The following is a 23,991-nucleotide window of genomic DNA, read 5'->3' on the forward strand; positions in this document are numbered from 1 at the left end:
TGCGCTCAGCCTCGGTGTTTTTCCGCGCGCAGCGCTTTCTGCTCGCTGATCGTCAGTGCTACCTGGTTGCGCAGGTACGCCGGCTCGACCCGCTCGGGCGCGAGCGCCTCACCGCGCAGCCACATTCTTGCCGCCAGCCGTGCGACATCGCCGGCGCGCGGGAGTGAGTCCGCATCGACCGCCGCCAGCTGTGCCGACAGGCGCGTGCGCAGCGCGCCCTCGGCGGCGACGAAGCCGGTACCGGCACCCAGCCAGCCGGCGTCGCCATCGGGCAGCGTAACCGCATCGGGGGCCAGCACGGCCTCGCTGCCGATCAGGACCGCGTCGCCGTCGTGCACGCGAAACGCCCCCACGTAAACCTCGCCCATGCGCGCATCAATCGACGCCAGCACGCGATGGGCGACACCCTCCTCTACTTGGTCTGCCCTTGGTTGGTCGGGATGGTGGTCAGCGCGGACCGCGCCCACGGCGAGGGCGGCAAGCGTCGATACGGGCAGTATCGGACGGTCCAGCGCCAGGGCGATGCCCTGCCCGATCGCGATCGCCAGCCGCACGCCGGTAAAGGCGCCCGGGCCCCGCCCGACCGCAATAGCGTCCAGTTGCGCGCGGGCGATACCCGCCTCCGCGAGCACCGCATCCGCCCACGGCAGCGCGAGCTCGGCATGGCGACGCGGGGCGATCTCGAAACGCTCAAGCACCTCGCCGTCGACCCACAGCGCGACCGAGCACGCCTCAGTGGCCAGCTCAAACGCCAGCAGTTTCACAGCAGCATCCCCGTCTCCTGCGCCGCGGCCGGCGCGGACGCCGTTTCGCCTGGCTGACTGTCATGGAAGAAAGACTGCACGTCCGCAATCTGCCGCGTGCGTGGCAAGGGCGGCAGGGAATCGAGAAACACCTTGCCGTAGCTTTTGGCCACCAGCCGCGGATCACACAGCACGAGCACGCCGCGATCGGTCTCGCTGCGGATCAGGCGCCCGGCGCCCTGCTTGAGTGCGATCACCGCCTGCGGCAGCTGCTCGTCGCGGAACGGATTGCCGCCGGCGCGCCGGATCGCCTCCAGCCGGGCCTCGAACACCGGATCGTCCGGCGCGCCGAAGGGCAGCTTGTCAATGACCACCACGCTGAGCGTATCGCCGGCGACATCCACGCCCTCGCGGAAGCTGGCCGCACCCAGCAACACGCCATTACCCGAAGCGCGGAAGCGCTCCAGCAAGGTGGAGCGCGGCGCTTCGCCCTGGACGAACAACGGCCATGGCCCGTTTCGCAGCAGGTCGGCCACTTCGCGCAACGCGCGGTGCGAGGCGAACAGCACGAACGCCCGGCCACCGGAGGCTTCCAGCACGGGCCGGATCGCGGACACGAGTGATTCGGTGTAGTGCCGGGCCGACGGCTCGGGCAGGCCGGGCGGCAGGTAGCACAGCGCCTGTTGCGCCCAGTCGAAGGGGCTGGGGGCAAGCAGCGTGGCCGGTTCGCGCAGGCCGAGCTTGATCGCGTAGTGCTCGAAGCGTCCGCCGATGGCCAGTGTCGCGGAGGTAAAAACCCAGGCCGCATGCGAGCGCGCGCGGTGCTGCGCCAAGGGGCCGGCCACGTCCAGCGGGGTGCGGCTGAGGCGGAAGCCGCGCGCGGTCAGCTCATACCACAACACGCTGGGCGCATCATCGGCGTTCAGCGGTGCGCGGTCATCGGGATCGGCGGGAGCGATGGCGTCGTCGCCTTCATTGGCGGGAAGCGGTGGAACCGTTTCCTCGAAGGGGTCGAAGTCGGCATCCGGCACCGCGTGGACGTCCGCGGCCGCATCGGCCCCGCCGCGCCAGCGCATCAGGCGCATCTCGAACTCGCGGGCGCGCGCCGTGCAGCTGTCCAAGCCCGGGGCAGCTTCGCGCAAGGGCAGCAGCGCAGCGTGCAGGGCACGCAGCGCCTCCAGCAACGCATCCAGCCCGGCCTCGGCGACGGGGTCTTCGGCGGCACGCAGGCGGGTACCGCGCACCGGCAGATCATCCATGGCGGCACGCAGTCCGCGCACGGCCTGTTCCAACGCGCGCGCCGGCTCCTGCAACACCGCCAGCGCAGCAGGAACCTGCCTGCATTCGGCCAGCGCGTCGCGGGCCAGCTCGACCAGCGGCCGGGCGCTGAGCGCATCGCCGAAAAACTGCGCGGCCAGCTCGGGCAACTGGTGGGCCTCGTCGACCACGAAGGCCTGCGCACCGGGCAGGATCTCGCCGAAACCTTCCTGTTTCAAAGCCAGGTCGGCGAGCAGCAAGTGGTGATTGACGACCACCAGATCCGCCGCCTGGGCGCGCTGACGCGCCTGGACGACAAAGCACTCGGAGAAAAACGGGCACTCGCTGCCCAGGCAGTTGTCCGCGGTCGAGGTGACCTGCGGCAGCAGCGGCGAGTCATCGGGCAGGGTCTCCAGCTCGGCCAGATCGCCCATCCGGGTTCGCCCGGCCCACGCGACGATGCGCTGGAACTGCGCGGCCGTCTCCCGGTTCGCGAACCGGCCCTCGCCCTTGGCCTGTTCCAGGCGGTAGTGGCACAGGTAGTTCGAGCGCCCTTTCAGCAGGGCCGTCTTCAGGCCGATGCCCAGCGCCTCGCGCACCCGGGGCAGGTCGCGGTGGTAGAGCTGGTCCTGCAGGGCGCGCGTGCCCGTGGAGACGATGGTCTTCTGCCCCGACAGGATCGCCGGCACCAGATAGGCGAAGGTCTTGCCGGTGCCGGTGCCGGCCTCCGCCAACAGGACGCCGCGGGTATCGAACGCGTGCGCAATCGCGGCGGCGAGGTCCTGCTGCGCCTCGCGCGGAGCAAACGCGGGGATGTTGCCAGCCAGGTCGCCGCCCTCGCTGAGCGCGGCGCGTGCGGCCTGACCGAGGCGGCTGGAGGCGGCGCTCATCTCAGTACCGTGGCGGTGCGGCAACGGTGCACGCGTCACGGCTGGCCTCAGCCTCGGCGAGGGCGTCGCCGTCCGCCGGGTTTGCGTGCAGGACCTGGACCACGGTCTCCCAATGGCGCCGGCAGTGCGGGCCAGCCTGGGCGCCGACGGCGGCGGCGCGGCGCGCCATGCGTTCCGCGGTGGCCAGGTCACGCTGCAGGATCGCGTTCTCGGCGCGGGCCTGCAGCAGTTCGGCATCGTCGGGATGGGTGTCCAGCGCAAGGTCCAGTTGTCGCGCGTTTTCCGCCAGGCGATCCGGTGCACGCAGGTCGCCGAGGTCCTCCTTGAGTCCGGCGATATTTCCATCGCTGAGCGGCCGCACCACCAGCTCGCGGCTGTCCGCAACACCAGCGTGGTCGATGGCTGCGATCATCGCCGCCGGATTGAAAGTGGCGGCGGCCGGCGTTGGCGCAGGCGGCGCCGAGGCGCAGGCCGACAGCAGCAGGAGCGCCATCGCGGCGCCGGACCCGGAACGGCTCATGGCGAATCCTGCGGCTCGGTATCGGTGTCTTGCGAGTCGTTGCGACGGCCACTGCCAAAGCCGAACCACTCCCGCCAGCCTCCGCGGCTACCGGATTCCCCGGCGGAGGGTGCGGCTTCGGCTGGCATTTCAGGTGCCGCCGGCCGGCAGGGCATGTAGGCCGGTGCATAACCGTTGGCGAAGGCGAAACGGCTCGCACCCGGGCAGCTGGCATCACTCACATTGCTTCCGCTGACCCACTGCCAGTCGATCCCTTCATCGCCCACCTTGAGCGGCGCGCTGGGCAGCAGCTTGAACAGGTTGGACCACACCCGCATGCCGCCGGTAGCGCCGAACAACCCGGTGGCCTCGTTCTGGTCGTTACCGACCCAGACCACGGCGAGGTGGTCGCCGGTGTATCCCGCAAACCAGCTGTCCCGACCGTCGTTACTGGTGCCGGTCTTGCCCGCGGCGTTCAGGTGGCCAAGGCCGTCCGCCACCAGCTGCCGGCCGGTGCCGGCGGTGACCGCCCGTTGCAGTGCGATGGTGACCAGACGCGCGAATACCATGTCACCTTCCTGCGCCGCGTCGGGACGATCGTCATAACGGTTGAGCGCCTTGCCCTCGGTGTCGAGCACGCCGCGCACCGAGTGCAGCGGCTGGATCTCGCCCCCGGACGCGAGGAACTGGTAAAGCTGGGCCATCGCATAGGGACTCTGGTCGAGCGATCCCAGGATCAACGCCGGATTCGGCTCTGCGGTGATGCCGGCAAGCGTGTGCACCAGCTCGGCGATGCGTGCCGGCGCGACCTGCATGCCCACGCGGACGGTCGCCTGGTTGTAGGAACGCGCGAGGGCATCGATCAGACGAACAGTGCCGTGACTGCGGCCATCCGAGTTGCCCGGCGTCCAGCGCTTGCCGTTGCCAAGGATCACGGTGACCGGTGAGTCATCCACCCAGCTGGCCAGCGACCATTGCTGTGGACTGGCCAGCGCCAGCAGGTAGACAAAGGGCTTGAGCAGCGAGCCAACCGGCCGCTGCGCCTCGACCGCGCGGTTGAAGCCCGGCTGCGCGGGGGTGCCGCTGCCGACCACCGCCAGCACGTCGCCGTGCTCGACGTCCGTGACCACCACACCGGCCTGCAACGCGGGCCTGTTCTTCCCCTCCAGCCCTTTCAGCGTCTTGATCACCGCGCCTTCGGCGTACGCCTGCGCCGAGGGCGCCATGGCGGTCATCACGCTCAGCCCGGCGCCGGCGAGGGCTTCGGAGGAATAGTCGCGGGCGAGTTGGCGCCTGACCAGGTCGACATACGCCGGGAAACGGTTGGCCGAGGTGCGTCCCGGATCGGTGCTGATTCCCAGCGGTGCCTCTTGTGCGCGCGCGTGTTCGGCGGCATCGATCAGAGTGGACTCAAGCATCCTGTCGAGGACGAAATTGCGCCGCTGCGTCGCCCGCTCCGGGTTGCGTCGCGGGTCGTAGTAGGACGGGCCGCGCACGATGCCGATCAGCAATGCGATCTGCTCGGTGTTGAGGTCGGCCAGGTCCCGCCCGAACCAGAACTCGGATGCCGCGGCCATGCCGTGGATGGCCTGGGCCCCGCGCTGACCCATGTAGACCTGGTTGAAGTAGGCCTCCAGGATCAGCCGCTTGTCGTAGCGCGCCTCCATCAGCAGCGCGTAGATGATCTCGTTGAACTTGCGGGTGTAGGTCTGTTCGCGGCCGATGCCCAGCAGGCCGCTGCGGGCCAGTTGCTGGGTGAGCGTGCTGGCGCCCTGGCGCGCTTCACCGGAGCGCATGTTGATCCACGCAGCCCGCACGATGCCCGACAGGTCGATGCCGTGATGGCTGGCGAAGTCGCGGTCCTCCACGGCCTGCAGGCCCGTGACCAGCAACTCGGGCACCTCGTCCAGCTGGACCAGGCGGCGCTCTTCCTGCTTCTGCCCGTACAAGGTGGCGATGCGGGCGGGATCGAGTCGCAGCCGGGGCGGCGCGCCCTTGCCGCCGGTCGCCTCGAGCTTCGCTACCCGGCCGCGGCCCAGGGTGAGCTGCGCCATCCGGGGGGCAACCGCCCCGTCGACGTCATTGAAGCCACGACTCGAGATTTTCCAGTTCGCGTCGTCGTGGAGGTACGTGCCTGGACGCACACCATCGCCGGCGTGGTAGCCCGCGGCGCGAAGCTCGACTTCCAGCGTGCCGGCATCCATCGCCACGCCCGGGGCCAGCTCCAGTGGACGGCCGTACACGCGGGTGGGCAATTGCCAGCGCAACTGATCAAAGCGCTGCCCGACCTCGTGGTTGAGGTAGAGCGAGTAGGGAATCAGGAAGCCCAGGCCCAGCCCGATGGTGGCCAGAATCGCCGTGGACAGCAGGCGCGGCCAGCGCGGCCCGGGCGAATCGCCCTGTTCAACATCGTCTTCGTCGTAATCGATTCGGGCCACGGCATGGGACAATGACAGGGCTGCGCCCTCACAGACCCGAGTCTAACGCAGCCGGAGCGGACGGCCCTGTGGGTCCGCGCCGGCCGATTCGTTGCAGGTTCAGCGCCCGACCGGACGATGGCCGCACGGATGTCCCTCACCAACGGAGTTGCAAGATGCCGATATCGCGGGCCGAACTGCGGTTCCTGTTCAACCGTGGCAGCGGCCTGCTCCAGCGCGGCCTGACCAGCCTGCGCACGCGCGGCCTGCGGGCGTCGGTGAGCCGGGCGATCACCCAGCTCCAGCCGGTTCCGAAGGCGCAGCGGGCCGCGTTGTATCTGCCCGAGCAATCCCTCGCCGCACCTGCTCGCGTCCCCGCGAGCGCGCGCCCTTTTGCGAGCGTCATCGTCCCGGTCTTCAACCAGCTCGAGCACACCCTGGGGTGCCTGCGTGCGCTGGCCGCATATCCGCCAAGCATGGAAATAGAGATCATCGTTGTCGACGACGGCAGCAGCGATGACAGCGGCACGGTTTTGCCGGTCATCGAGGGACTGCGCTACCACCGGCGTGCGGACAACCAGGGATTCATCGCGGCCTGCAATGACGGTGCGTCATTGGCCCAGGGCGAGTTCCTCGTATTTCTCAACAACGACACCGTGCCGCAGCCCGGCTGGCTGGACAGCCTGCTGGGCACCTTCGAGCAGTTCCCCGATACGGGCCTTGCCGGCGCGCAACTGGTCTATCCCGATGGTCGTCTTCAGGAAGCTGGCGGAATCGTCTTCGCCGATGGCAGCGGCTGGAACTACGGGCGCTTTGAGGCGCCTGACGCGCCGCGGCATGCCTTTGTGCGGGAAGCAGACTATTGCTCCGGCGCGGCCATCGCCATCCGTCGATCACTGTTCGCGAAGTTGGGGGGGTTCGACCCGCGCTACGCGCCCGCCTACTTCGAAGACACCGACCTGGCGTTTGCCGTGCGCGATGCGGGCCTGAAAGCCCGCTACCAGCCGGCGTCGCGGGTTGTCCATCTGGAGGGCGTCAGCGGCGGTACCGATGTACGCCATGGCCCGAAGGCCTACCAGGTGCGCAACCAAGCGACGTTTGCGGAAAAGTGGCGGGCGGCGTTGGCGTTGCAGCCTGCGTCGGGCACTGATGCGGATCGTGCTGCGACCCATCGTGGCAACAGCACCCTTTTGATCATTGATGCCTTGACTCCCCAGCCCGATCGCGACTCGAGTTCACTACGTCTGTTCAACCTGATGCTGATGCTGCGCGAGGAAGGCGCGCATGTCGTGTTCCTCCCCGCCGACCGTGGCCACGCGGGGGACTACACGCGGGAGATGCAGCAGCTGGGCATTGAAGTCTGGTACGCCCCCTTCGCGCAGCCACTGCCCATCTGGCTGCGCAAGCACGGCCCACGCTTCGACAGCGTGCTGGTTTGCCGTCATTACGTGATGCGTGAGGTGCTGCCGCTCCTGCGCCGGCACGCGCCGCAGGCGCGGGTGATTTTGGACACGGTGGATCTGCACTACCTGCGCGAGCAGCGTGGCGCCGAACTGGCCAACGATCCGGCGCGCGCCCGCGCCGCGTTGCGCACGCGGCGCAGTGAGCTGGACGTGATCGCCCGCAGCGATGCCACCTTCGTGGTCAGCGAGGTGGAGCGGGACCTGTTGGCCAACGAGCTGCCCGGGAGCCCGGTGGAGGTGCTGTCCAACCTGCACCGGATGGGCGGCGAGGGCCTGCCGTTTGAGCAGCGCCGCGACCTGATGTTCGTCGGTGGTTTCCGCCATCCGCCCAACGTCGATGCGGCGTGCTGGTTCGTCGACGAGGTGTGGCCGTTGCTGCGCGAGCAGGAGCCGGAGCTGCAGTTCCACTGCATCGGCGGCGATGTGCCGCCGGAGGTGCAGGCGTTGTCGACGCGGCCGGGGGTGATCGTGCACGGTCACGTTCCCGACCTGACGCCGCTGCTGGCCGGGGTGCGCCTGACCGTGGCGCCGCTGCGCTACGGCGCCGGCGTCAAGGGCAAGGTGAACCAGCCGATGGCCCACGGCCAACCGGTGGTCGCGACCGCGTGCGCGATCGAGGGCATGCACCTGCGGCCGGGTGTTGACGTGCTGGTCGCCGATGACGCCGCGGGGTTCGCCGCCGCGGTGCTTCGTGTGTACCGGGAGCCCGACCTGTGGCAGCAGCTGGCACGCAATGGTCGGGAGAATATCCAGCGCCATTTCTCGCTGGATGCCGGACGCGCGGTGGTGCGTCGCGTGCTGCTCGGACGTGGCTGACGCATCCACGCGCTAGCGCGGCGGCAGCGAGGCGCGCTCCAGCCGGCGCGAAAACGCCTCCAGTCCCTCGGCGGAGGGATCCAGCGAACGGGCCATGCCCAGCGCGCGCCGTGCCATCTGCAGGTCGCCGGCCCCCACGCGCTCGTCGCCCACCGCGATCCAGCGCAGCGCCAGCTGGCGACGGGACGCCTGCACGCTGTTCTCCTCACCTTCCAGCACCGCGTAGGCATCCAGGCATCCGCCTGCGGTGGCCAGTTGGTTGCGCCGCAGGGCCGTCACGAAGCACGCGTGCGCCGCCGGCCGCAGGCGTCGCGTCATCGCGATCACGTCCGGGTCATCGGCTGCGATGGCGCGGGCGGTGCGCAGCTTGTCGTAGGCGCTGTCGCCGGGCGGCGAGAGCAGGTCGCCGCGCGTCTCGGCAGCCGCGGCGGCCTCGAGCAGTTCGCGCACACGCTTCTTCCGTTGCACCGGCGGCAGGCCACTTTCCAGTCGCGCCTGCAGCAAACGGGTCTGCGCCAGGTGCTCGTTGGCCTCGATCACCGCCGGGGCGTCCGGCGCGATGGCCGCGGCGGCACCGAGCTCCTGTTGCGCTTCGCGGATCCGGAAATCGGCGGCGTGGCGCTGGCTCAGCGCCGCGTGGGCATTGGCGACCCGCAACCGACCGCGCGCGGCCGCCTCGTTGCCGGGCTGGATTGCGGCGACCATGTCGTAGCCCTCCAGCGCACGCTCCAGGCGCGCCCGCCGCAGGTCCGCGTCGGCTTTTTGCAGGCGCTGGTCGACCCGGCCGGCCAACAGGGAGACCACCCGCGGCAGGTCGATATGGCCCGGATCCAGCTCGCTTGCGCGCTCCACCATGGTCGCGGCAGCGAGCAGGTCGCCGGCCTCGCCCGCCTGGCTGGCCCTCTGCAGCAGGTCCGACAGCGCATCCTCGCGTCCTTCCAGGGCACCCACGTCATTGGGTCGCAAGGCCAGCGCCTTCTGGTAGAGCGGGAGCGCCGCGTCATCGTCGCCGTCGAGCCGGCCCGCGGCGCGCGCGGCATCGGCGCGACGCACCAGTCGCTCGACGTCAACGGCGCTGTCGCGGGTGAGCTCCAGCCGGGCGGCGATTCCGTCGATGGCCGCGCGCGGCATCGCCAGTTCGCGTGCCAGTTGCAGCGAGGCGCGCGCGTCATCCAGCCTGCCGGCCTCGATTTGCGCTTCGGCACGAGCAAGCGCCGCCTCGCCGACCTGCAGCAATCCCTCGCGGGTGTCGCCCCGATCCGGATCCAGCGCCAGCGCGGCCTCGTAGAGCTCGCGTGCGCCGCGGCCGTCGGGCCGGCTCAGCTCGCCGGCCTGCAACGCGCGCGCGGCATCGGATTGCAGTTGCTGGATGCGGGTATCGGGCCAGATCGCCTCCGAGATCGGCTTGTGCCACCACAACAAAGCCGCGGCGAGGAGAGCGCTCAGCGCCAGCGAGCCCCAGCGCCGCGCGCCACGGTCGCGCGGGTCAGCAGCGGCGCGCATGCTCCACTCCCGGCACGGCGCCCAGCTTGCCCAGCAGCTGCGTCAGCTGGTCGAAATCCTCGACCTTGACGCGCATGCGGATGCGCATCCGGTTGTGCTGCGAATCGCTGCGGATGCCGCCCATGTTGACGTTGGCCTGGGCGATGACGTTGGTCACCTCCTTCAGCAGCCACTTGCGGTCCACCGCCAGCACTTCGATGTCGACCTCGTAGCCGCCGCTGGCACCCCACTCCACCGTGAGCACCCGGTCGGGATCCTTGTCGGCCAGGCGTTGCAGTGTCGCGCAGCCTTGCCGGTGGACCGTCACCCCGCGCCCCCGGGTCAGGTAACCGGCGATCGGCTCCCCCGGCAGGGGCTGGCAGCAGCGTGCGGGTTGCACCAGCAGGTTGCCCAGGCCCTGCACCGTGAAGTCGCGCGCCTTGCTGGCCGAGCGTCGCCGCGGGCGCTGCGTCGCGGGCGCAGTTCCGGTCACCGCAGGAGCGCTCTGCGCACGCTGATGGTCCTGCAGCAAGCGGCCCACCTGATGCGGCCCGACGTCTCCCAGTCCCACCAGAACGTACAGCTCGCCGTCGCTGGCCAGGCTGAAACGCTCGCGCGCCGGCGCGAGGTCCGTACCCAGCAGGCCCATCCGGCGCAGTTCCTTGTCCAGCAACTCCCTGCCGGCGGTTTCGTTGCGCTCCCGGTCCAGGCGGTGGAACCAGTTGCGGACCTTCTCCCGTGAGCGGCTGCTGGCGAGGAAACCGTTGGATTCGATGAGCCAGTCGCGCCGCGGCTCGCCCGTCTTGGCGGTCATGATCTCGACCCGGTCCCCGCTGTGCAGGCGGTGGTCCAGCGGCACGATCCGCCCGTCCACCTTGGCGCCACGGCAGCGATGACCGACCTCGGTATGCACCCGGTAGGCGAAATCCAGCGGGGTGGAGCCGGCCGGCAGGTCGATCACCTCGCCCTTGGGCGTCAGCACGTAGACGCGGTCCTCAACCAGTTCGGTATCCAGCTCGCGCGCCAGCGCCGCATCGTCGGCGCCGCCTTCATCGGCCTGCTCCAGCAGCTTGCGCATCCAGGCGATCTTGCGGTCAAACGCCGCATCTCCGCCGGAGCCTTCCTTGTAGCGCCAATGCGCGGCGACGCCGAGTTCCGCCTGGCGATGCATCTCCACGGTGCGGATCTGCACTTCCAGGGTCTTGCCTTCCGGCCCGATCACGGCCGTATGCAGGGAACGGTAATCGTTGCGCTTGGGCCGGGCGATGTAGTCGTCGAACTCGCTGGGGATCGGAGTCCATGTGGCGTGCACGACCCCCAGCGCGGCGTAGCAGGCGGCGACGTCGTCCACCAGGATGCGCACCGCGCGCAGGTCGTAGAGTTCGCTGATCGGCGCCTGTTTGCGCTGCATCTTCTTCCAGATGCTGTAGATGTGCTTGGGCCGGCCGGCGATGTCGGCCGCAAGACCCTGCGCGTCCAGCGCCTCGCGCAGGGTCTGCTGGACCTGCTCGATGTAGCGCTCGCGGTCGCCGCGCTTCTCGTCCAGCAGGCGGGCGATCTGGCGGTAGGTATCGGGATGCAGGTAGCGGAAGGCGAGGTCCTCCAGCTCCCACTTCAGCTGCCAGATGCCCAGCCGGTTGGCCAGTGGTGCGTGGATGTCGCGGGCCAGGGTCGCCAGCGCGAGGCGTCGCTCCTCCGGCAGGCTGGCGGCCTGCTGCATCCGCGCCAGCTGGCGTGCCAGCAGGATCGGCACCACCCGCATGTCGCGGACGATCGCCAGCAACAGCCGGCGCAGGCCCTCGCTGCCGCTGCGACCCTGCTGCTCGGCGTGCAGGACCCACACCTGGGCGGAGGCGCGCTGGCCGTCCAGCAGCGTCGCGATGGACGGGTGTTCCGCCTCGAACTTCGGCCCCAGCGCGGCCAGCAACTGCGGGTAGGTGTGCAGAATCGCGGCGGCCAGGCTGTCGCTGTCGGCGTCCAGACGCTGCAACGCGCGCAACATCCCGCGGACGACGTCCGCCGGGTCGCGCGGCTCATCGGCGACGTTCGGCGATGTATCCGCTGCGTCCCGCAGGCGTTGCAGCAACGGCGCGGCAATGGCCTCCGCCGGAGGCTCGTCGAGCAGCGCGCGCAACGCATCGACCGGGCCGGCGCGCGGCCCGATGGCTGCCGTCGGACCGGCGGTGGCCGGGGAGGAGCGCGCGGGCGGCTTCATTGCAGTGCTTCGTATCGACCTGGAGGACTGACTACACTATCGACCAACCGTCTGCAGGAACAGCCCATGTACGCCATCCTTCGCGCCCCACGCCTGGTTCCACTCGTTTTTGCCACCGCGATGCTTATGGCCTCTGCCGCCATGGCGCAGGAACCGGCACGCATTGAGCAGCAGATGACTCCCGAGCAGTTCCGCGCGGCTGGCCTGGACCGGCTGGACGCCGCGCAACTGGCCAACCTCAACGATTGGCTGAACCGGACCATGGATATCGAGGTGACCAAGGCCGCTAAAGCCGCCGAGGAGAAGGTCAACCGCTGGAACCTCGGATTTGGCGGCAGCGCCGCGCGCGAGCCGGTGGAGGCACGGTTGCAGGGCGCATTCAACGGATTCGGCAAGGGACGCAGCTTCGCCCTCGACAACGGCCAGGTCTGGCGCCAGACCGACGATTCGACCCTGTACGGCGTGAAGCTCGACAACCCGCAGATCCGGATCACCCCGAGCCTGGTCGGCACCGCCTGGTATATGCAGGTTGAGGGATACGGCAGCCGGGCCAAGGTCGAGCGCACCCAGTAAGCCTCACCCGCGCAGCCGGGCCAGCTGCGCGGCCAGTTTCTTGGCCGAGACGCCGCGTGTGCCCAGTTCCTGGGCGAACAGCGACACCCGCAACTCCTCCAGCTGCCAGCGCAGCGCCTGCCATCCGGATTGCCCCAGGTCACCGCGCGCGGCAGCCTCTGCCAGCGCATCGCTGAACGGCGTCAACTCCAGCATGCGCGCCTGGTCGCGGGTGGGATCGCGCAGCGCGCGCTCGCCGCGCAAGGCCAGCGCCTTGAGGTAGCGCGGGTACTCCTTGAGCACGTCGGCCGGCACGTCGCGCAGGAAGCCCGCTGGCGTCAACGCGGCCAATTGCGCACGCATGTCGTCGAGATTGCCGCTGGCCCACCCCATCAGGGGCGACTCCAGGCTGGCGCGGGCGTGCGAGACCGCGGTCAGGATCTCCTCGGCCTGCTGCAGACGCCCCATGGCCTCGCCGAACAGTGCCTTGGCGACCTCGGCACGACGTGCCTCGAATGCCGCCGGATCGCGGATGCCGGCGACGTCGTTGGCCACCAGGGCGGCGAAGGCGCCATCGACGAGATCCGCGCGCAGACGATCGCCTTCCGGCGGCGCCTGCGTGCGCGGGGCGGCGGCCTCGATCGCGGCGTACAGCAATCCGACCTTGGCCGACACCGGCAGCTGCTTGCGCGCCTGCTTGCGTGCGTCACCCAGGGTCAGCCACAGGAGCCTGCGGACGCCGCCGGGATGCGCGCGCTCGGCCTTCGCGCGGTCCGCGTGGACCTGCAGCGAGACGCTGTCGCCGTCATCGTGCAGCGCCGGGAACGCCGGCATCCCCGCGACCCCCGGAACGCTGGCGGGGATCGGTTCGTCGGGAAAGCGCACCAGGCCGCGCTGACCCATGCCTTTGGCTGCGCGTGCGGCAAAAGCCCTGGCCGCGCGCTCGCCGAAGCGGGAACGGAGCTCCTGCAGGTCGCGCGACTCGGCCAGCACCACGTCGGCACCACGCTGGCGCTCGTCCTCAGCGTCCAAAAGGCGCAGGTTGACGCGCAGGTGCGGCTCAAGGACCGACTCGTCGAGTTCACCGGCCTCCAGCGCGCTGCCGGTGACCTTGCCGAGGAAGCGCGCGAGCACCTCCGTCATCGGCGCGTCCTGTGGTTCGGGGAACGCCTCGTGGAAGGCCCGCGCAAAATCCGGCGCGGGCACGTAGTTGCGCCGCTGCGCCTTCGGCAGGCCCCGGATCAGCGCGGTCGCCTTGTCTTCCACCAGCCCCGGCACCAGCCATCCCAAGCGCACCGGATCGAGTGCATTGAGCAGGTGCAGCGGCACCGACACGGTCATACCGTCGTCGAGCGCGCCCGGCTCGAAGCGGTAGCTGACCGCCAATTGCACGCTGCCCAGCGCGATTGATGACGGGAAGCGGCGACCGTCGGTGCTCTCGCCGACCATCAGGTCATCCAACGTCCACTCCAGCGCGGCTTTCTGCGGGGCGGGCAGGCGGGCGTACCAGGCATCCAGTGCCTGCGCGTTGTGGACGTCGGCGGGCAGCCGCTGCAGGTACCACTCGGCCATCCACGCCTCATCCACCACCAGCCCGGCGCGACGCTGCTTGGCTTCCTCCTCCAGCGCCTTCTCCAGGGTCGCCAGGTTGCGCTGCAGGAACACGCTGCGGGTGTTGATCTCACCGGTCACCAGGGCGTCGCGGGCGAAGATCACCCGGCTCTCCTCCGGATACAACGCCCCGTAATGAACCGGGCGCTTGGGCGCGAGCACCAGGCCGAACAGGCTGACCTGCTCGCTGCCCAGCACCTTGCCCTGCGAGCGCGCCCAGCGCGGATCGTGATGGCGGCGCGCAAGCAGGTGCGGCAATTCCTCGATGACCCAGTCCGGCTCGATCGCGGCGTTGGTCATCGCCCACAGCTGGGCGGTATCCAGCAGCGTCGCCGACAACACCCACGGCGGCGGTCGCCGCGCCAGCGCCGATCCGGGAAACAGCTGGAAGCGGCGGCCGCGCGGGCCTTCGTAACCGCCGGACTTGCGATCAACGACCTTGCGCTCGCCCGGCTTGGTCGTCGCCGCAGGCTGTGGCGCGTCGGCCGGTTTGATGCGGTGACCGATCTGGGTTGGCAGGCCGGCGATGAGGGCTCGGTGCAAGAGCGCATAGGCGCCGCGGCCCAGGCGTTTCGCTTCACCCTCAGTTGTCGGCGCCACCTGGCCGTCCCCTGCCGTGGCCGGCTGGTCAACCGGCGGGCGGCCGCCGCGGCGACGTCGCCTCGCGCGCGGCGCCGGTGTGGACGCTGGCACCGCGGTCTTGTCCTTGCCTCCGGTGCCGCCGGCGGCGACAGCCGACGCGCCCGGATCCCAGTCCAGTTCGACCGCCATCAACTTAAGCTGGCGGTGCAGTTCGCGCCACTCGCGCATGCGCAGGAAGCCGAGGAAGTGCTTCTCGCACCAGCGTCGGAGCTGCGACTGGGTGGACGCCTCATGCGCGTCCTGGTAGGCGTCCCAGAGCTTGAGGATGCCGGCGAACTCGGACGCCGGATCGGCGAACAGCGCATGCGCGTTGTCCGCCGCCGCGCGCTGGTCGGCCGGGCGCTCGCGCGGGTCCTGGATGCCCAGGAAGGAGGCAATCGCGAGCATCTCGCGCATGCAGCCGTGGGCGTTGGCGGCCACCAGCATCCGCGCCAGCTTCACGTCCACCGGCATACGCGCCATCAGCCGGCCGATCGCGGTCAGCTTGCGCTTCTCATCGACCGCGCCCAGCTCGGCCAGTTGCTGCCAGCCGTCGGCAATCGCGCGCGTATCGGGTGGCTCCAGGAACGGGAACTGCTCGATGTCGCCCAGGCCCAGCGACAGCATCCGCAGGATCACGCCGGCCAGCGCGGCGCGGTGGATCTCCGGGTCGGTGTATTCCGGACGCGACTCGAAGTCCGCCTCGCTGTAGAGCCGGTAGCAGATGCCGTCTGACACCCGCCCGCAACGACCCTTGCGCTGGTTGGCGCTGGCCTGGCTGATGGGCTCGATGTGCAGCCGGTCCAGTTTGCTGCGCGGGCTGTAGCGCTTGACCCGTGCCAGCCCCGGATCGACCACGTAGCCGATCCGCGGCACGGTCAGCGAGGTCTCGGCGACGTTGGTGGCCAGCACGATGCGGCGCTGGGTCCCGGGCTTGAACACCCGGTCCTGGTCGCGCACCGAAAGGCGCGCGTACAGCGGCAGCACCTCGGTGTGCCGATACTTTCGCGCCTCCAGCGCCCGGTGGGCGTCACGGATCTCGCGCTCGCCGGGCAGGAACACCAGCACGTCGCCACGCGGATCCTCGCGGCTGATCTCATCGCAGGCGGCGACGATTCCGTCATTGATCGTGCGTTCGCCGTCGCGCGCCGCGGCGCCATCATCGGTCTCGCCGCCGCCTTCCAGCGGCCGGTAACGCACCGACACCGGATACCCGCGCCCTTCGACATCGACCACCGGCGCGTTGTCGAAATGCGCCGAGAACCGCGCGGTGTCGATCGTCGCCGAGGTCACGATGACCTTCAGGTCCGGCCGCTTGCGCAGCAGCTGCTTGAGATACCCCAGCAGGAAGTCGATGTTGAGGCTGCGCTCATGCGCCTCGTCGATCAGGATCGTGTCGTAGCGCGACAGCCAGCGATCCGACTGGATCTCCGCCAGCAGGATGCCGTCGGTCATGAACTTGATCGCGGTGTCGTCGCCGACGTTCTCGCTGAAGCGGACCTGGAAGCCGACGGTGGTGCCCAGTGGCGTGTTGAGTTCTTCGGCGACGCGCTTGGCCACCGCGCGCGCGGCAATCCGTCGCGGCTGGGTGCAGCCGATCATGCCCGCCGCCCCGCGCCCTGCCGCCAGACACAGCTTGGGCAACTGGGTGGTCTTGCCCGAGCCCGTCTCGCCGGCGACCACGATCACCTGGTGCCTGCCGATCAGCTCGACGATGCGCTCGGCCTGGCTGGCAATCGGCAGAGACGGGTCGACCGGTGCGCGCGGCAGGGTTGCGGCCCGCGCCTCGCGGCGGGTGATCGAGTCCTTCAGCGCATCCTCAAAACGCGCCTGCAGCGCCGCATCGGCCGGGGCATTGCGCCAGCGCGACCACAGGCCATGCAAGCGCCCGCGATCACGCGTCAGCGCGTCGTCGATGTTGCGACGCGCGGCATCCAGCCCGGCACCGTCGGGGCTGCGCGGTCGTGACGCGGCGTTGCCATGGGAGTTGCTACGGTTCATCGGGTTGATTCAAAGAAACAGCGCATTGGTGTGTCACCCGATGCGCCATTGTCATCGCACTTGTCGATCAAAGGAGAACCTCCATGGCCAAGACAGCACCGGCTGCAACAAAAAAATCCACCGACTCCAAAGCCAAGGGCAAGGACAGCGGGACGCGTCCCAGCCCGGTGGCATCGCCGGCCAAGGGTTCCGGGGCTCCGCCTGTGGATATCGGGATGAGCAGCACCGATCGCAAGAACGTCGCCGACGGCCTCTCCCACTTCCTCGCCGACGCCTACACGCTGTACCTGAAGACGCACAACTTCCACTGGAACGTCACCGGCCCGATGTTCAACACGCTGCACGTGATGTTCGAGACCCAGTATGCCGAGCAGTGGGTGGCGCTGGACGAGATCGCCGAGCGCATCCGCGCGCTGGGCTTCAACGCCCCGGGCTCCTACAAGGAGTTCACCAAGCTCTCCTCGATCCGCGAAGAGCCGGGCCTGGCGGATACCGCCGACTGGCGGGAGATGGTGCGCCAGCTCACGGTCGGCAATGAGGCAGTCTGCAGGACCGCCCGCTCGGTGCTCACCACCGCCGATGACGCCAGCGACGATCCGACCGTCGACCTGCTGACCCAGCGCCTGCATACCCACGAGAAGTACGCCTGGATGCTGCGCTCGCTTCTGCAGTAGACGCAGCAGCTGAAGATCAGCCCCCGGTCGCGTTGGAAGCGCCGGGGGCATTTTTTTTGGTTCTTCCCGCATCGGATGGGAAAGTGCGGCCCCAGCCGTGTGGCCTGAGCGGCTGGGCACCGGGAGTGAATGCCCTTGGTGCGAATGTCCCCCGGCACCGATGAGACCGGTGCCTCCTCCTTTATTTCGCGCCAAGGGCATTCACTCCCGTCCTCGCAGCATCGCGATGGTCCCCGGTGCCGCCGGCACCTGCGTGTGCGGCCTGCAGACCTTCGGGGCGAAATAAAGGAGGAGGACCCGCCGCAGGCGGGGGCCGGAGGACATTCGCCCCGAAGGTCTGCAGGCCGCGGTCAAGGGGTCAGCGCGAGACTGCCACTTGCTACCCTGTGCGCCATGAACGACGCCGCCCTCGACCTGCTCCGCACCACCTTTGGACACCCCGATTTCCGCGGCGAGCAGGCCGCGATCATTGACTGCCTGGTCAAGGGCGACGACGCTCTGGTGCTGATGCCGACCGGCGGCGGCAAGTCGTTGTGCTACCAGTTGCCGGCGTTGCTGCGCGAGGGCTGCGGGATCGTCGTCTCACCGCTGATCGCGCTGATGCAGGACCAGGTCGAAGCGCTGCTCCAGCTCGGCGTGCGCGCCGCCTACCTTAACTCGACCCTGGACGCGGCCACCGCCGCCGACGTGGAGCGCCGCTTGCTCGACGGCGAGCTGGACCTGCTGTACGTCGCTCCCGAGCGCCTGCTCTCGGGGCGCTGCATGAACCTGATCGACCGCGCCCATGACGTCGGCGGGATCGCCCTGTTCGCCATCGATGAGGCGCATTGCGTCTCCCAGTGGGGGCATGATTTCCGCCGCGAGTACCGCGAGCTGACCGTGCTCCACGAGCGCTGGCCCGACGTTCCTCGCATCGCCCTGACCGCGACCGCGGACGAGCCGACCCGGCTGGAGATCGCCGAGCGCCTGGCGCTGGAAGATGCGCGCAAGTTCGTCAGCTCCTTCGACCGTCCCAACATCCGCTATCGGGTGGCGCAGAAGGACGGCAGCGGCCAGCGCGCGCTGCTCGACTTCCTTGCCGGCCACTGCGGCGAGAGCGGCATCGTCTACGCCTTCTCGCGCAAGCGCGTGGAGAAAACCGCCGAGCAGCTGTGCGAGGCCGGCGTCAACGCGCTCGCCTACCACGCCGGAATGCCGGCCGAGGTCCGTGCGGCCAACCAGCGCCGATTCCTGCAGGAGGACGGCATCGTGATGGTCGCCACGATCGCCTTCGGCATGGGCATCGACAAGCCGGATGTGCGCTTCGTCGCCCACGTCGACCTGCCCAAGTCGGTCGAGGGCTACTACCAGGAGACCGGCCGCGCCGGCCGCGATGGCCAGCCCGCCGAGGCCTGGCTCAATTACGGGCTGGGCGACGTGGTCAACCTGAGCATGCTGATCAAGCAGGGCGATGCCAGCGAGGAGCGCAAGCTGCTGGAGCTGCGCAAGCTGGACGCGCTGCTGGGCTACTGCGAGTCAACCCAGTGTCGGCGCCAGGCCTTGCTGGGCTGGTTCGCCGAGGAGCATCCCGGCAACTGCGGCAACTGCGACAACTGCCTGCAGCCGCCGGAGAGCTGGGACGGCACCGAGGTCGCGCGCAAGGCGCTGTCGTGCGTGTTCCGCACTGGCCAGCGGTTCGGCGCGGGGCACGTCATTGATGTGCTTCGCGGCGTGCCAACCGACAAGGTCGCCCAGCACGGCCACGACAAGCTCAGCACCTGGGGCATCGGCACCCATCTGGACACGCGCCAGTGGAGCAGCGTGTTCCGCCAGCTGGTCGCATCCGGCCTGCTGGCGGCCAATCACGAGCGCCACGGCGCCCTGTACCTGACCAGCAAGGCCGGCCCGGTGCTGAAGGGCGAGCAGACCCTGCGCCTGCGCCGCGATGCGCCCAGGCCGGCGGGCCGCCGCGGGCGCACCGGCTCGGCACCACCGCCGATGGACCTGGCGCCCGAAGCGGCCAGCCGTTTCCGTTCCCTGCGCGGCTGGCGCGCGGAATTGGCCAAGGAGCAGAACGTGCCGGCCTATGTGATCTTCCACGACGCCACCTTGCGCGAAATCGCGGAGAGCGATCCGGCCGATCTGGACGAGTTGGGCCGGATCGCCGGTATCGGCAGCAGCAAGCTGGAGCGTTACGGCGAGGCGGTGCTGCAGCAACTGCTGGATTGCGACGTCGCCTGACGGCTCGCGCTTTCAGCTCGAGGGCGTGTCGCCCTCGCCCGCTTCACCGGATGCGGCATCGACCCGTCCGATGTGATGCACATGCACGTCGCGCTGCGGAAACGGAATCTCGATCCCCGCCTCGTGCAACGCCGTCGTCAGTGCGACAAACAGGCTGTGCGTGGCCGCGCGGCGGTCGTCGATCTGGGCCACATAGAAACGCACCTCGAACTCCAGCGCGCTGTCGCCCAGGCTGGTGAACAGCACATCGGGCGCCGGGGACCGCAGGACCTTGGGATCCGCCGCCGCCACACTCTCCATCACCGCGCGCGCCTTGCGCAGATCACTGCCGTAGCCGATTCCCACCTTCAACACCACCCGGGTGATCGGACTGGTCAGCGTCCAGTTCTGCACCGTGTCGGTGATGAAGGCCTTGTTGGGCACGAGCACCTCGAAATTGTCGAAATCGGTGATGGTGATGGAACGCATCTTGATGCGGCTGACGGTACCGGTGGTGTGATTGATGGTGACCACGTCGCCCACCCGAACGGGACGCTCGAACAGGATGATCAGCCCGGAAACAAAGTTGGCGACGATCTCCTGCAGGCCAAAGCCCAGTCCCACGCCCAGCGCCGCCACGACCCACTGGAGTTTCGACCAGTCCAGACCGATGCGCTGGAGCGCGATGACCAGACCGATCGCGGTGATCACGTAGCGCGCGATGGTCGCGATCGCGTAGCGCGTCCCGGAATCAACGCGGGCGCTCGGCAGCAGCATGATCTCCAGGAAGCCGGGCAGGTTGCGCGCCGCGATGGCCGTCAGTCCCACTATCAACAGGCTTATCAGCACGTCACTCAGTGTGACTGCGACAACGCTCTCGCCAATGCCCTCAACCACTCGCGACCACAACACGACATCGTTGAACACGTTGAGCGCCGGGATCATCTCCCGCCACAGCCCCACAATCAGCACCGCCAGCGCGACGCCGAATGCGGCACGCAACAGCGCCCGCGTCTGCTGGTTGACGGTCACCGCGTCGATCTCGGGCTGCTGGTTCTGCAGTGCCAACACCTCGCTGCCGTCCTGACCGTCCTCGCCGCCTGTCGCCGCCCGTGCCTCGGCCAATGCCCGGGCATGAACCGAGTCGGCCTGGAGGTACGCGGCGCGGCGGCTGGCCACCATCACTCCACGTATGACGATGTAGTAAACGATGACCACCGCCAGGATGATCCAGCCTGAAGTAAACAATCGCGACTGCACCTCTCTGGCACTGGTGTAGTAGCCGACCGCGGCAAGCACGGCGAAGACCACTGGAACCGCCACCAGGACGCGCGCCCAGCCTGCGGATACGCGCCGGATCCATGCCCCTGGCGCGCGCATGGTGGTGGGAGCGCCATCGGAGGGTCGCAGTAGCCGGTACAGGAACCACGCCGACGCCAGCGATCCCACCATGAAGCCGAGGCGACCGATGCCATCGATCAGTTCCGGGTCTCCACTGGCGTCCGTCATCCCGGTCAGCACGGCCGTTGGGGCGATCATCAGCAGGAGCATCCGCAGCGCCCGCGCCAGCCGCTTGGTGCCCTGCGGACCCCAGTGGAAATGGGCGACAAACAGACCCTTCGGGCGGCACATGTCAATGAACAGGCCCAGCATCAACCAAAGCAGCGCCAGGCTGAGCAGGCCCTGGCCGAGGAAGCTCGCGAAACCGCCGCCGGACCAGCCGAGGAACCAGCCAACGGTTGCCACGGCAAAAGGCCACGCCAGAGCGAGCAGGAACGTTGCAGCCCAGGCCAGCAGTGTGGTGCCGAAGTTGTCATCCCGGTGACCGACGGATCTCGCCAGCCGCGGCAAGGCGGCTTGCAGTCGCCCACGTGCGCCGAACAACGCGGCCACTGTCAGCAGCATCAACAGCAGCCGCACCGGATGGGCGCGCAGCGCGGCAAGCAGTGCCCGCGGCATCGCGGACCAGTTGGAGGGCGCGAGCAGCCAGCCAACGCCGACGCCCAGTTGCTGCAGCCAGTCATCGCCCAAGGGAGCCGTGCTGGGCAGCCACAAGAGGCGCTTGTCGAGCACCCCATGCAGTTGCTCGCTGGCACTCAGCAGTTCTGCATCAATCGCGTTGTTTTCCGATAGCGCGTCGATCAGCTGTTGCTGGACGTCTGCCATGTCGGCCACTCCGGCGCGGCGGTGCTCGACGAGTTGCTCCAGCAGATGCTCCCGGGCGTCGATGGTCGCGATGCTCACCCGTTGCCCGTCGGACGCCGGCAAGTCGCGAAGCGCCTGCTGGGTCTTGAAATGGAGTACGCGCAGGTCGACGAGCGTCCGGTTCCGCTCCCCCATCCGCCGCTTGATCTGCTCGCCGCTGACCAGGCTCGTCTGCAGGCTGCGCAGCAATCTCGCCGCATCGTCGCTGATCGCACCGATGGCGAGAATCTGATCGGCGTTCCTGCGCGCCTCGACGGCGTCGTCGAGCAGCATCCTCGATCGACGTTGTTCATCACGGGCACGATCCAATCGCTGGACCAGTTGCGAGGTCTCCGTTCGCAACGCAACGCTATCGCGGGCCAGCTCGCGTATCTCCGCCGGCTGGCCCGCCAGGCTTAGTTCGAACTCGCGCGCGCGCGCCGCGTCCGCCTCCACCTGCTGCCTGCGCCTGCTCACCAGCCGCGCATCCAGCTCTTCGATGGCCGCGTCCACCTCGTTGGCGCGACGCTCCACCAGCTCATGCTGGGCGGTCGCAATCGACTTGCGCGTCGGCAGGCTGGACAACTCCTGCTCGATCATCTCGATGCGCGCGGACAGTTCCTCGCGGGCAGCCTCCTGCCGCACCCTGGTGGCCTCCGCCAGCAAGGGGGATGCGGTGGCGGCGACGGGGGTCGGGGCACGATCAAGCTGCGTGCGCAATTCGCCCAGTTCGGCGCGGGCTTCCGCTGGACGGCTCTCCATCGCGCGCAACTGCTCGGCGAGCTTGCGTTGCCTGCCGTGCAATGACACCGATTCGGTCTGCAGTGCTGCCAATCGCAGCTGCGTTGCCACTGGATCCGCGTCTTCCGGCAAAGCGTCAAGCTGGGGTGGCATTGCGGACTGTGCACTCAACGCGGCGATGGTCTCCGGCGCAGACTGCAGCCCGGCGGCATACTCCGCCGCGCTCCTGCGCGCCACCTCCGCGGCCTCTGCTCGCGAAGCGGCGGCACGGAGTTGTTCAAGCACAAGCTCGCGCTCGGTGGTGGAAAGATCCGTCCGGGTTTCAATGACGTCGATCCGGCTGGCGAGATCCGCGGCGCCGATGCCGGCGATCGCGTCAGTCGACTCCAATGCGGGCGTGTCCACCTGCGCGATCGCCGCGGTCGACGCGAGCGCCAGGACCAGCCAACAAGCCAGTCCGGGCCAGATTGTCCTCCCGCAAAAGCGTTTGGCGATGGCGGCGACCTGCCTCATGAGCGAGTGCGGCGTGCGCCGGATGCGCCCCATGAGGAGCACGAACAGGGATCGAATTTCGCCCGGTCGAAAACACGAGCGACCATTGACGCAATTGAATCGGCGTTGATGAACTGCCTGAGGCTCAGCATCTGTCGCCCCCGGCGATCAGTGACAACCCGCCAATGCGGGCGATCCACCATAGCGCCAACGTGGAGAACGCGGCGCCAATACCAGCGGAAGTCGGCGTGCACAACAGAAGAGAGATATGGGCCGTGATGGATTCGAACCATCGACCAGCGGATTAAAAGTCCGATGCTCTACCGACTGAGCTAACGGCCCACAGGCCCCGACGTTGCGCCGGGGGCGTGAATTCTAACGCAAGTACGCGGAGCTGTGCGAAGCCGCTTCATCCGCAGCGTCGATGTTCCGTGTCCAGGTTCAGGCGTAGCGAGTCGGGTCGGCGATGCCGGCGGCGGCAAAGCCATCCGCGCGCAAGCGGCACGCGTCGCAGTGGCCACACGCCCGGCCTTCGCCGTCTGCCAGGTAGCACGACACCGTCCCGGCAAAATCGACACCCAGCCGCGCGCCTTCGCGGGCGATGTCCGCCTTGCTCAGGTGCTGCAGCGGCGCGTGCACGCGGATGCCGGCGCCTTCCACGCCTGCCTTCGTCGCCAGGTTGGCGAGGCGCTCGAAGGCGTTGATGAACTCGGGACGGCAATCCGGATAGCCCGAATAATCGACCGCGTTGACACCGCAGAACAGGTCGGACGATCCCAGGACTTCCGCCCAGCCCAGCGCCACCGACAGCATGATGGTGTTGCGTGCGGGGACGTAGGTCACCGGAATGGCATCGTCGCCTGCGACCTCGTCCAGCGGCACGTCGATGTCGTCGGTCAACGCCGACCCGCCGATGCTGCGCAGATCGATGCGCACCGTCTTGTGCGCGATCGCCCCCTGCTGCGCCGCCACGCGCGCCGCTGCCTCCAGCTCCGACGTGTGGCGCTGCCCGTAGTCCACGCTCAATGCGTACGGAGCGAAGCCCTGCTCGCGCGCCATCGCCATGACGACCGCCGAATCCATGCCGCCGGAGACCAGGACGACTGCTTTCTTCTTGTCTGGTGACCCGTGCAT

The 23,991-nt window shown here is 68.9% G+C and carries 13 protein-coding genes and 1 tRNA gene; 4 read left to right on the forward strand and 10 right to left on the reverse strand.

The window, feature by feature from the left end:
- Nucleotides 1-5: 5 nt before the first annotated feature.
- The 4 genes from tsaB to mrcB are packed head-to-tail and all read right to left on the reverse strand — an operon-like array spanning nucleotide 6 to nucleotide 5,827.
- Nucleotides 6-764 carry a tRNA (adenosine(37)-N6)-threonylcarbamoyltransferase complex dimerization subunit type 1 TsaB gene (gene tsaB, locus INQ43_RS10375; RefSeq protein ID WP_194034186.1) on the reverse strand — a complete coding sequence of 253 codons (759 nt, stop codon included), beginning with the start codon at nucleotides 762-764 and terminating at the stop codon, nucleotides 6-8.
- Nucleotides 761-2,890 (reverse strand): ATP-dependent DNA helicase, encoded by a 2,130-nt coding sequence (locus INQ43_RS10380; protein WP_194036388.1) that lies wholly within the window; start codon nucleotides 2,888-2,890, stop codon nucleotides 761-763. Before INQ43_RS10380 ends, tsaB begins: the two co-directional genes overlap by 4 nt.
- Nucleotide 2,891: 1 nt before the next feature.
- The gene (locus INQ43_RS10385; protein WP_194036389.1) at nucleotides 2,892-3,410 is read right to left on the reverse strand and encodes a hypothetical protein; all 519 of its coding nucleotides are present in this window, start codon (nucleotides 3,408-3,410) and stop codon (nucleotides 2,892-2,894) included.
- Entirely contained in the window at nucleotides 3,407-5,827 is a 2,421-nt protein-coding gene (mrcB, locus tag INQ43_RS10390; protein ID WP_194036390.1) for a penicillin-binding protein 1B, read from the reverse strand. The genes INQ43_RS10385 and mrcB overlap by 4 nt, the downstream gene beginning before the upstream one ends.
- 155 nt (nucleotides 5,828-5,982) lie before the next feature.
- On the opposite strand from mrcB, the gene INQ43_RS10395 reads away from it, so the two are divergent.
- A complete protein-coding gene (locus INQ43_RS10395) occupies nucleotides 5,983-8,085 on the forward strand; it encodes a glycosyltransferase (RefSeq protein ID WP_194036391.1) in 2,103 nt (700 codons plus the stop codon).
- 12 nt (nucleotides 8,086-8,097) lie between these two features.
- Here INQ43_RS10395 and INQ43_RS10400 read toward each other — a convergent pair whose 3' ends face one another.
- Together INQ43_RS10400 and INQ43_RS10405 are read right to left on the reverse strand one after the other, a co-directional pair.
- Nucleotides 8,098-9,588 carry a hypothetical protein gene (locus INQ43_RS10400; RefSeq protein ID WP_194036392.1) on the reverse strand — a complete coding sequence of 497 codons (1,491 nt, stop codon included), beginning with the start codon at nucleotides 9,586-9,588 and terminating at the stop codon, nucleotides 8,098-8,100.
- Entirely contained in the window at nucleotides 9,572-11,782 is a 2,211-nt protein-coding gene (locus INQ43_RS10405) for a bifunctional (p)ppGpp synthetase/guanosine-3',5'-bis(diphosphate) 3'-pyrophosphohydrolase (protein WP_194036393.1), read from the reverse strand. Before INQ43_RS10405 ends, INQ43_RS10400 begins: the two co-directional genes overlap by 17 nt.
- A gap of 66 nt (nucleotides 11,783-11,848) precedes the next feature.
- Here INQ43_RS10405 and INQ43_RS10410 point away from each other — a divergent pair, with 66 nt between their 5' ends.
- A complete protein-coding gene (locus INQ43_RS10410) occupies nucleotides 11,849-12,355 on the forward strand; it encodes a hypothetical protein (RefSeq protein ID WP_194036394.1) in 507 nt (168 codons plus the stop codon).
- A 3-nt stretch (nucleotides 12,356-12,358) separates the two neighbouring features.
- On the opposite strand, the gene hrpA is transcribed toward INQ43_RS10410, so the two are convergent.
- Nucleotides 12,359-16,567, reverse strand: a complete 4,209-nt coding sequence (hrpA, locus tag INQ43_RS10415) for an ATP-dependent RNA helicase HrpA (RefSeq protein ID WP_194036395.1) — start codon at nucleotides 16,565-16,567, stop codon at nucleotides 12,359-12,361.
- Between the two features lie 83 nt (nucleotides 16,568-16,650).
- Between hrpA and INQ43_RS10420 the strand changes: the two genes are divergently transcribed.
- Both INQ43_RS10420 and recQ read left to right on the forward strand, forming a co-directional pair.
- Nucleotides 16,651-17,241: a Dps family protein gene (locus INQ43_RS10420; RefSeq protein ID WP_194034195.1), complete on the forward strand. Its 591-nt coding sequence runs from the start codon at nucleotides 16,651-16,653 to the stop codon at nucleotides 17,239-17,241.
- Nucleotides 17,242-17,634: 393 nt separating this feature from the next.
- A complete protein-coding gene (gene recQ, locus INQ43_RS10425) occupies nucleotides 17,635-19,461 on the forward strand; it encodes a DNA helicase RecQ (RefSeq protein ID WP_194036396.1) in 1,827 nt (608 codons plus the stop codon).
- A gap of 12 nt (nucleotides 19,462-19,473) precedes the next feature.
- Here the strand turns inward: recQ and INQ43_RS10430 are convergent, their stop codons facing one another.
- From INQ43_RS10430 to queC, 3 genes are all read right to left on the reverse strand, one after another.
- Nucleotides 19,474-22,878, reverse strand: coding sequence for a mechanosensitive ion channel domain-containing protein (locus INQ43_RS10430; protein WP_194036397.1), 3,405 nt, complete (start codon nucleotides 22,876-22,878; stop codon nucleotides 19,474-19,476).
- Between the two features lie 248 nt (nucleotides 22,879-23,126).
- Nucleotides 23,127-23,199 (reverse strand) — tRNA-Lys (locus tag INQ43_RS10435).
- 99 nt (nucleotides 23,200-23,298) lie between these two features.
- Complete coding sequence (queC, locus tag INQ43_RS10440; protein WP_228062489.1) at nucleotides 23,299-23,991, reverse strand: 7-cyano-7-deazaguanine synthase QueC; 693 nt, start codon at nucleotides 23,989-23,991, stop codon at nucleotides 23,299-23,301.

The organism is Lysobacter sp. H23M47 (genome assembly GCF_015209765.1).
Taxonomy (GTDB): domain Bacteria; phylum Pseudomonadota; class Gammaproteobacteria; order Xanthomonadales; family Xanthomonadaceae; genus Novilysobacter; species Novilysobacter avium.

What these genes read in the sequence shown, in the direction of transcription:
- INQ43_RS10400 (WP_194036392.1), bottom strand. Translation starts at nt 9,588, where the DNA reads ATGCGCGCCGCTGCTGACCCGCGCGACCGTGGCGCGCGGCGCTGGGGC.
- recQ (WP_194036396.1), top strand. Translation starts at nt 17,635, where the DNA reads ATGAACGACGCCGCCCTCGACCTGCTCCGCACCACCTTTGGACACCCC.
- INQ43_RS10410 (WP_194036394.1), top strand. Translation starts at nt 11,849, where the DNA reads ATGTACGCCATCCTTCGCGCCCCACGCCTGGTTCCACTCGTTTTTGCC.
- INQ43_RS10405 (WP_194036393.1), bottom strand. Translation starts at nt 11,782, where the DNA reads ATGAAGCCGCCCGCGCGCTCCTCCCCGGCCACCGCCGGTCCGACGGCA.
- INQ43_RS10380 (WP_194036388.1), bottom strand. Translation starts at nt 2,890, where the DNA reads ATGAGCGCCGCCTCCAGCCGCCTCGGTCAGGCCGCACGCGCCGCGCTC.
- INQ43_RS10430 (WP_194036397.1), bottom strand. Translation starts at nt 22,878, where the DNA reads ATGAGGCAGGTCGCCGCCATCGCCAAACGCTTTTGCGGGAGGACAATC.
- queC (WP_228062489.1), bottom strand. Translation starts at nt 23,991, where the DNA reads ATGCACGGGTCACCAGACAAGAAGAAAGCAGTCGTCCTGGTCTCCGGC.
- hrpA (WP_194036395.1), bottom strand. Translation starts at nt 16,567, where the DNA reads ATGAACCGTAGCAACTCCCATGGCAACGCCGCGTCACGACCGCGCAGC.
- INQ43_RS10385 (WP_194036389.1), bottom strand. Translation starts at nt 3,410, where the DNA reads ATGAGCCGTTCCGGGTCCGGCGCCGCGATGGCGCTCCTGCTGCTGTCG.
- INQ43_RS10395 (WP_194036391.1), top strand. Translation starts at nt 5,983, where the DNA reads ATGCCGATATCGCGGGCCGAACTGCGGTTCCTGTTCAACCGTGGCAGC.
- INQ43_RS10420 (WP_194034195.1), top strand. Translation starts at nt 16,651, where the DNA reads ATGGCCAAGACAGCACCGGCTGCAACAAAAAAATCCACCGACTCCAAA.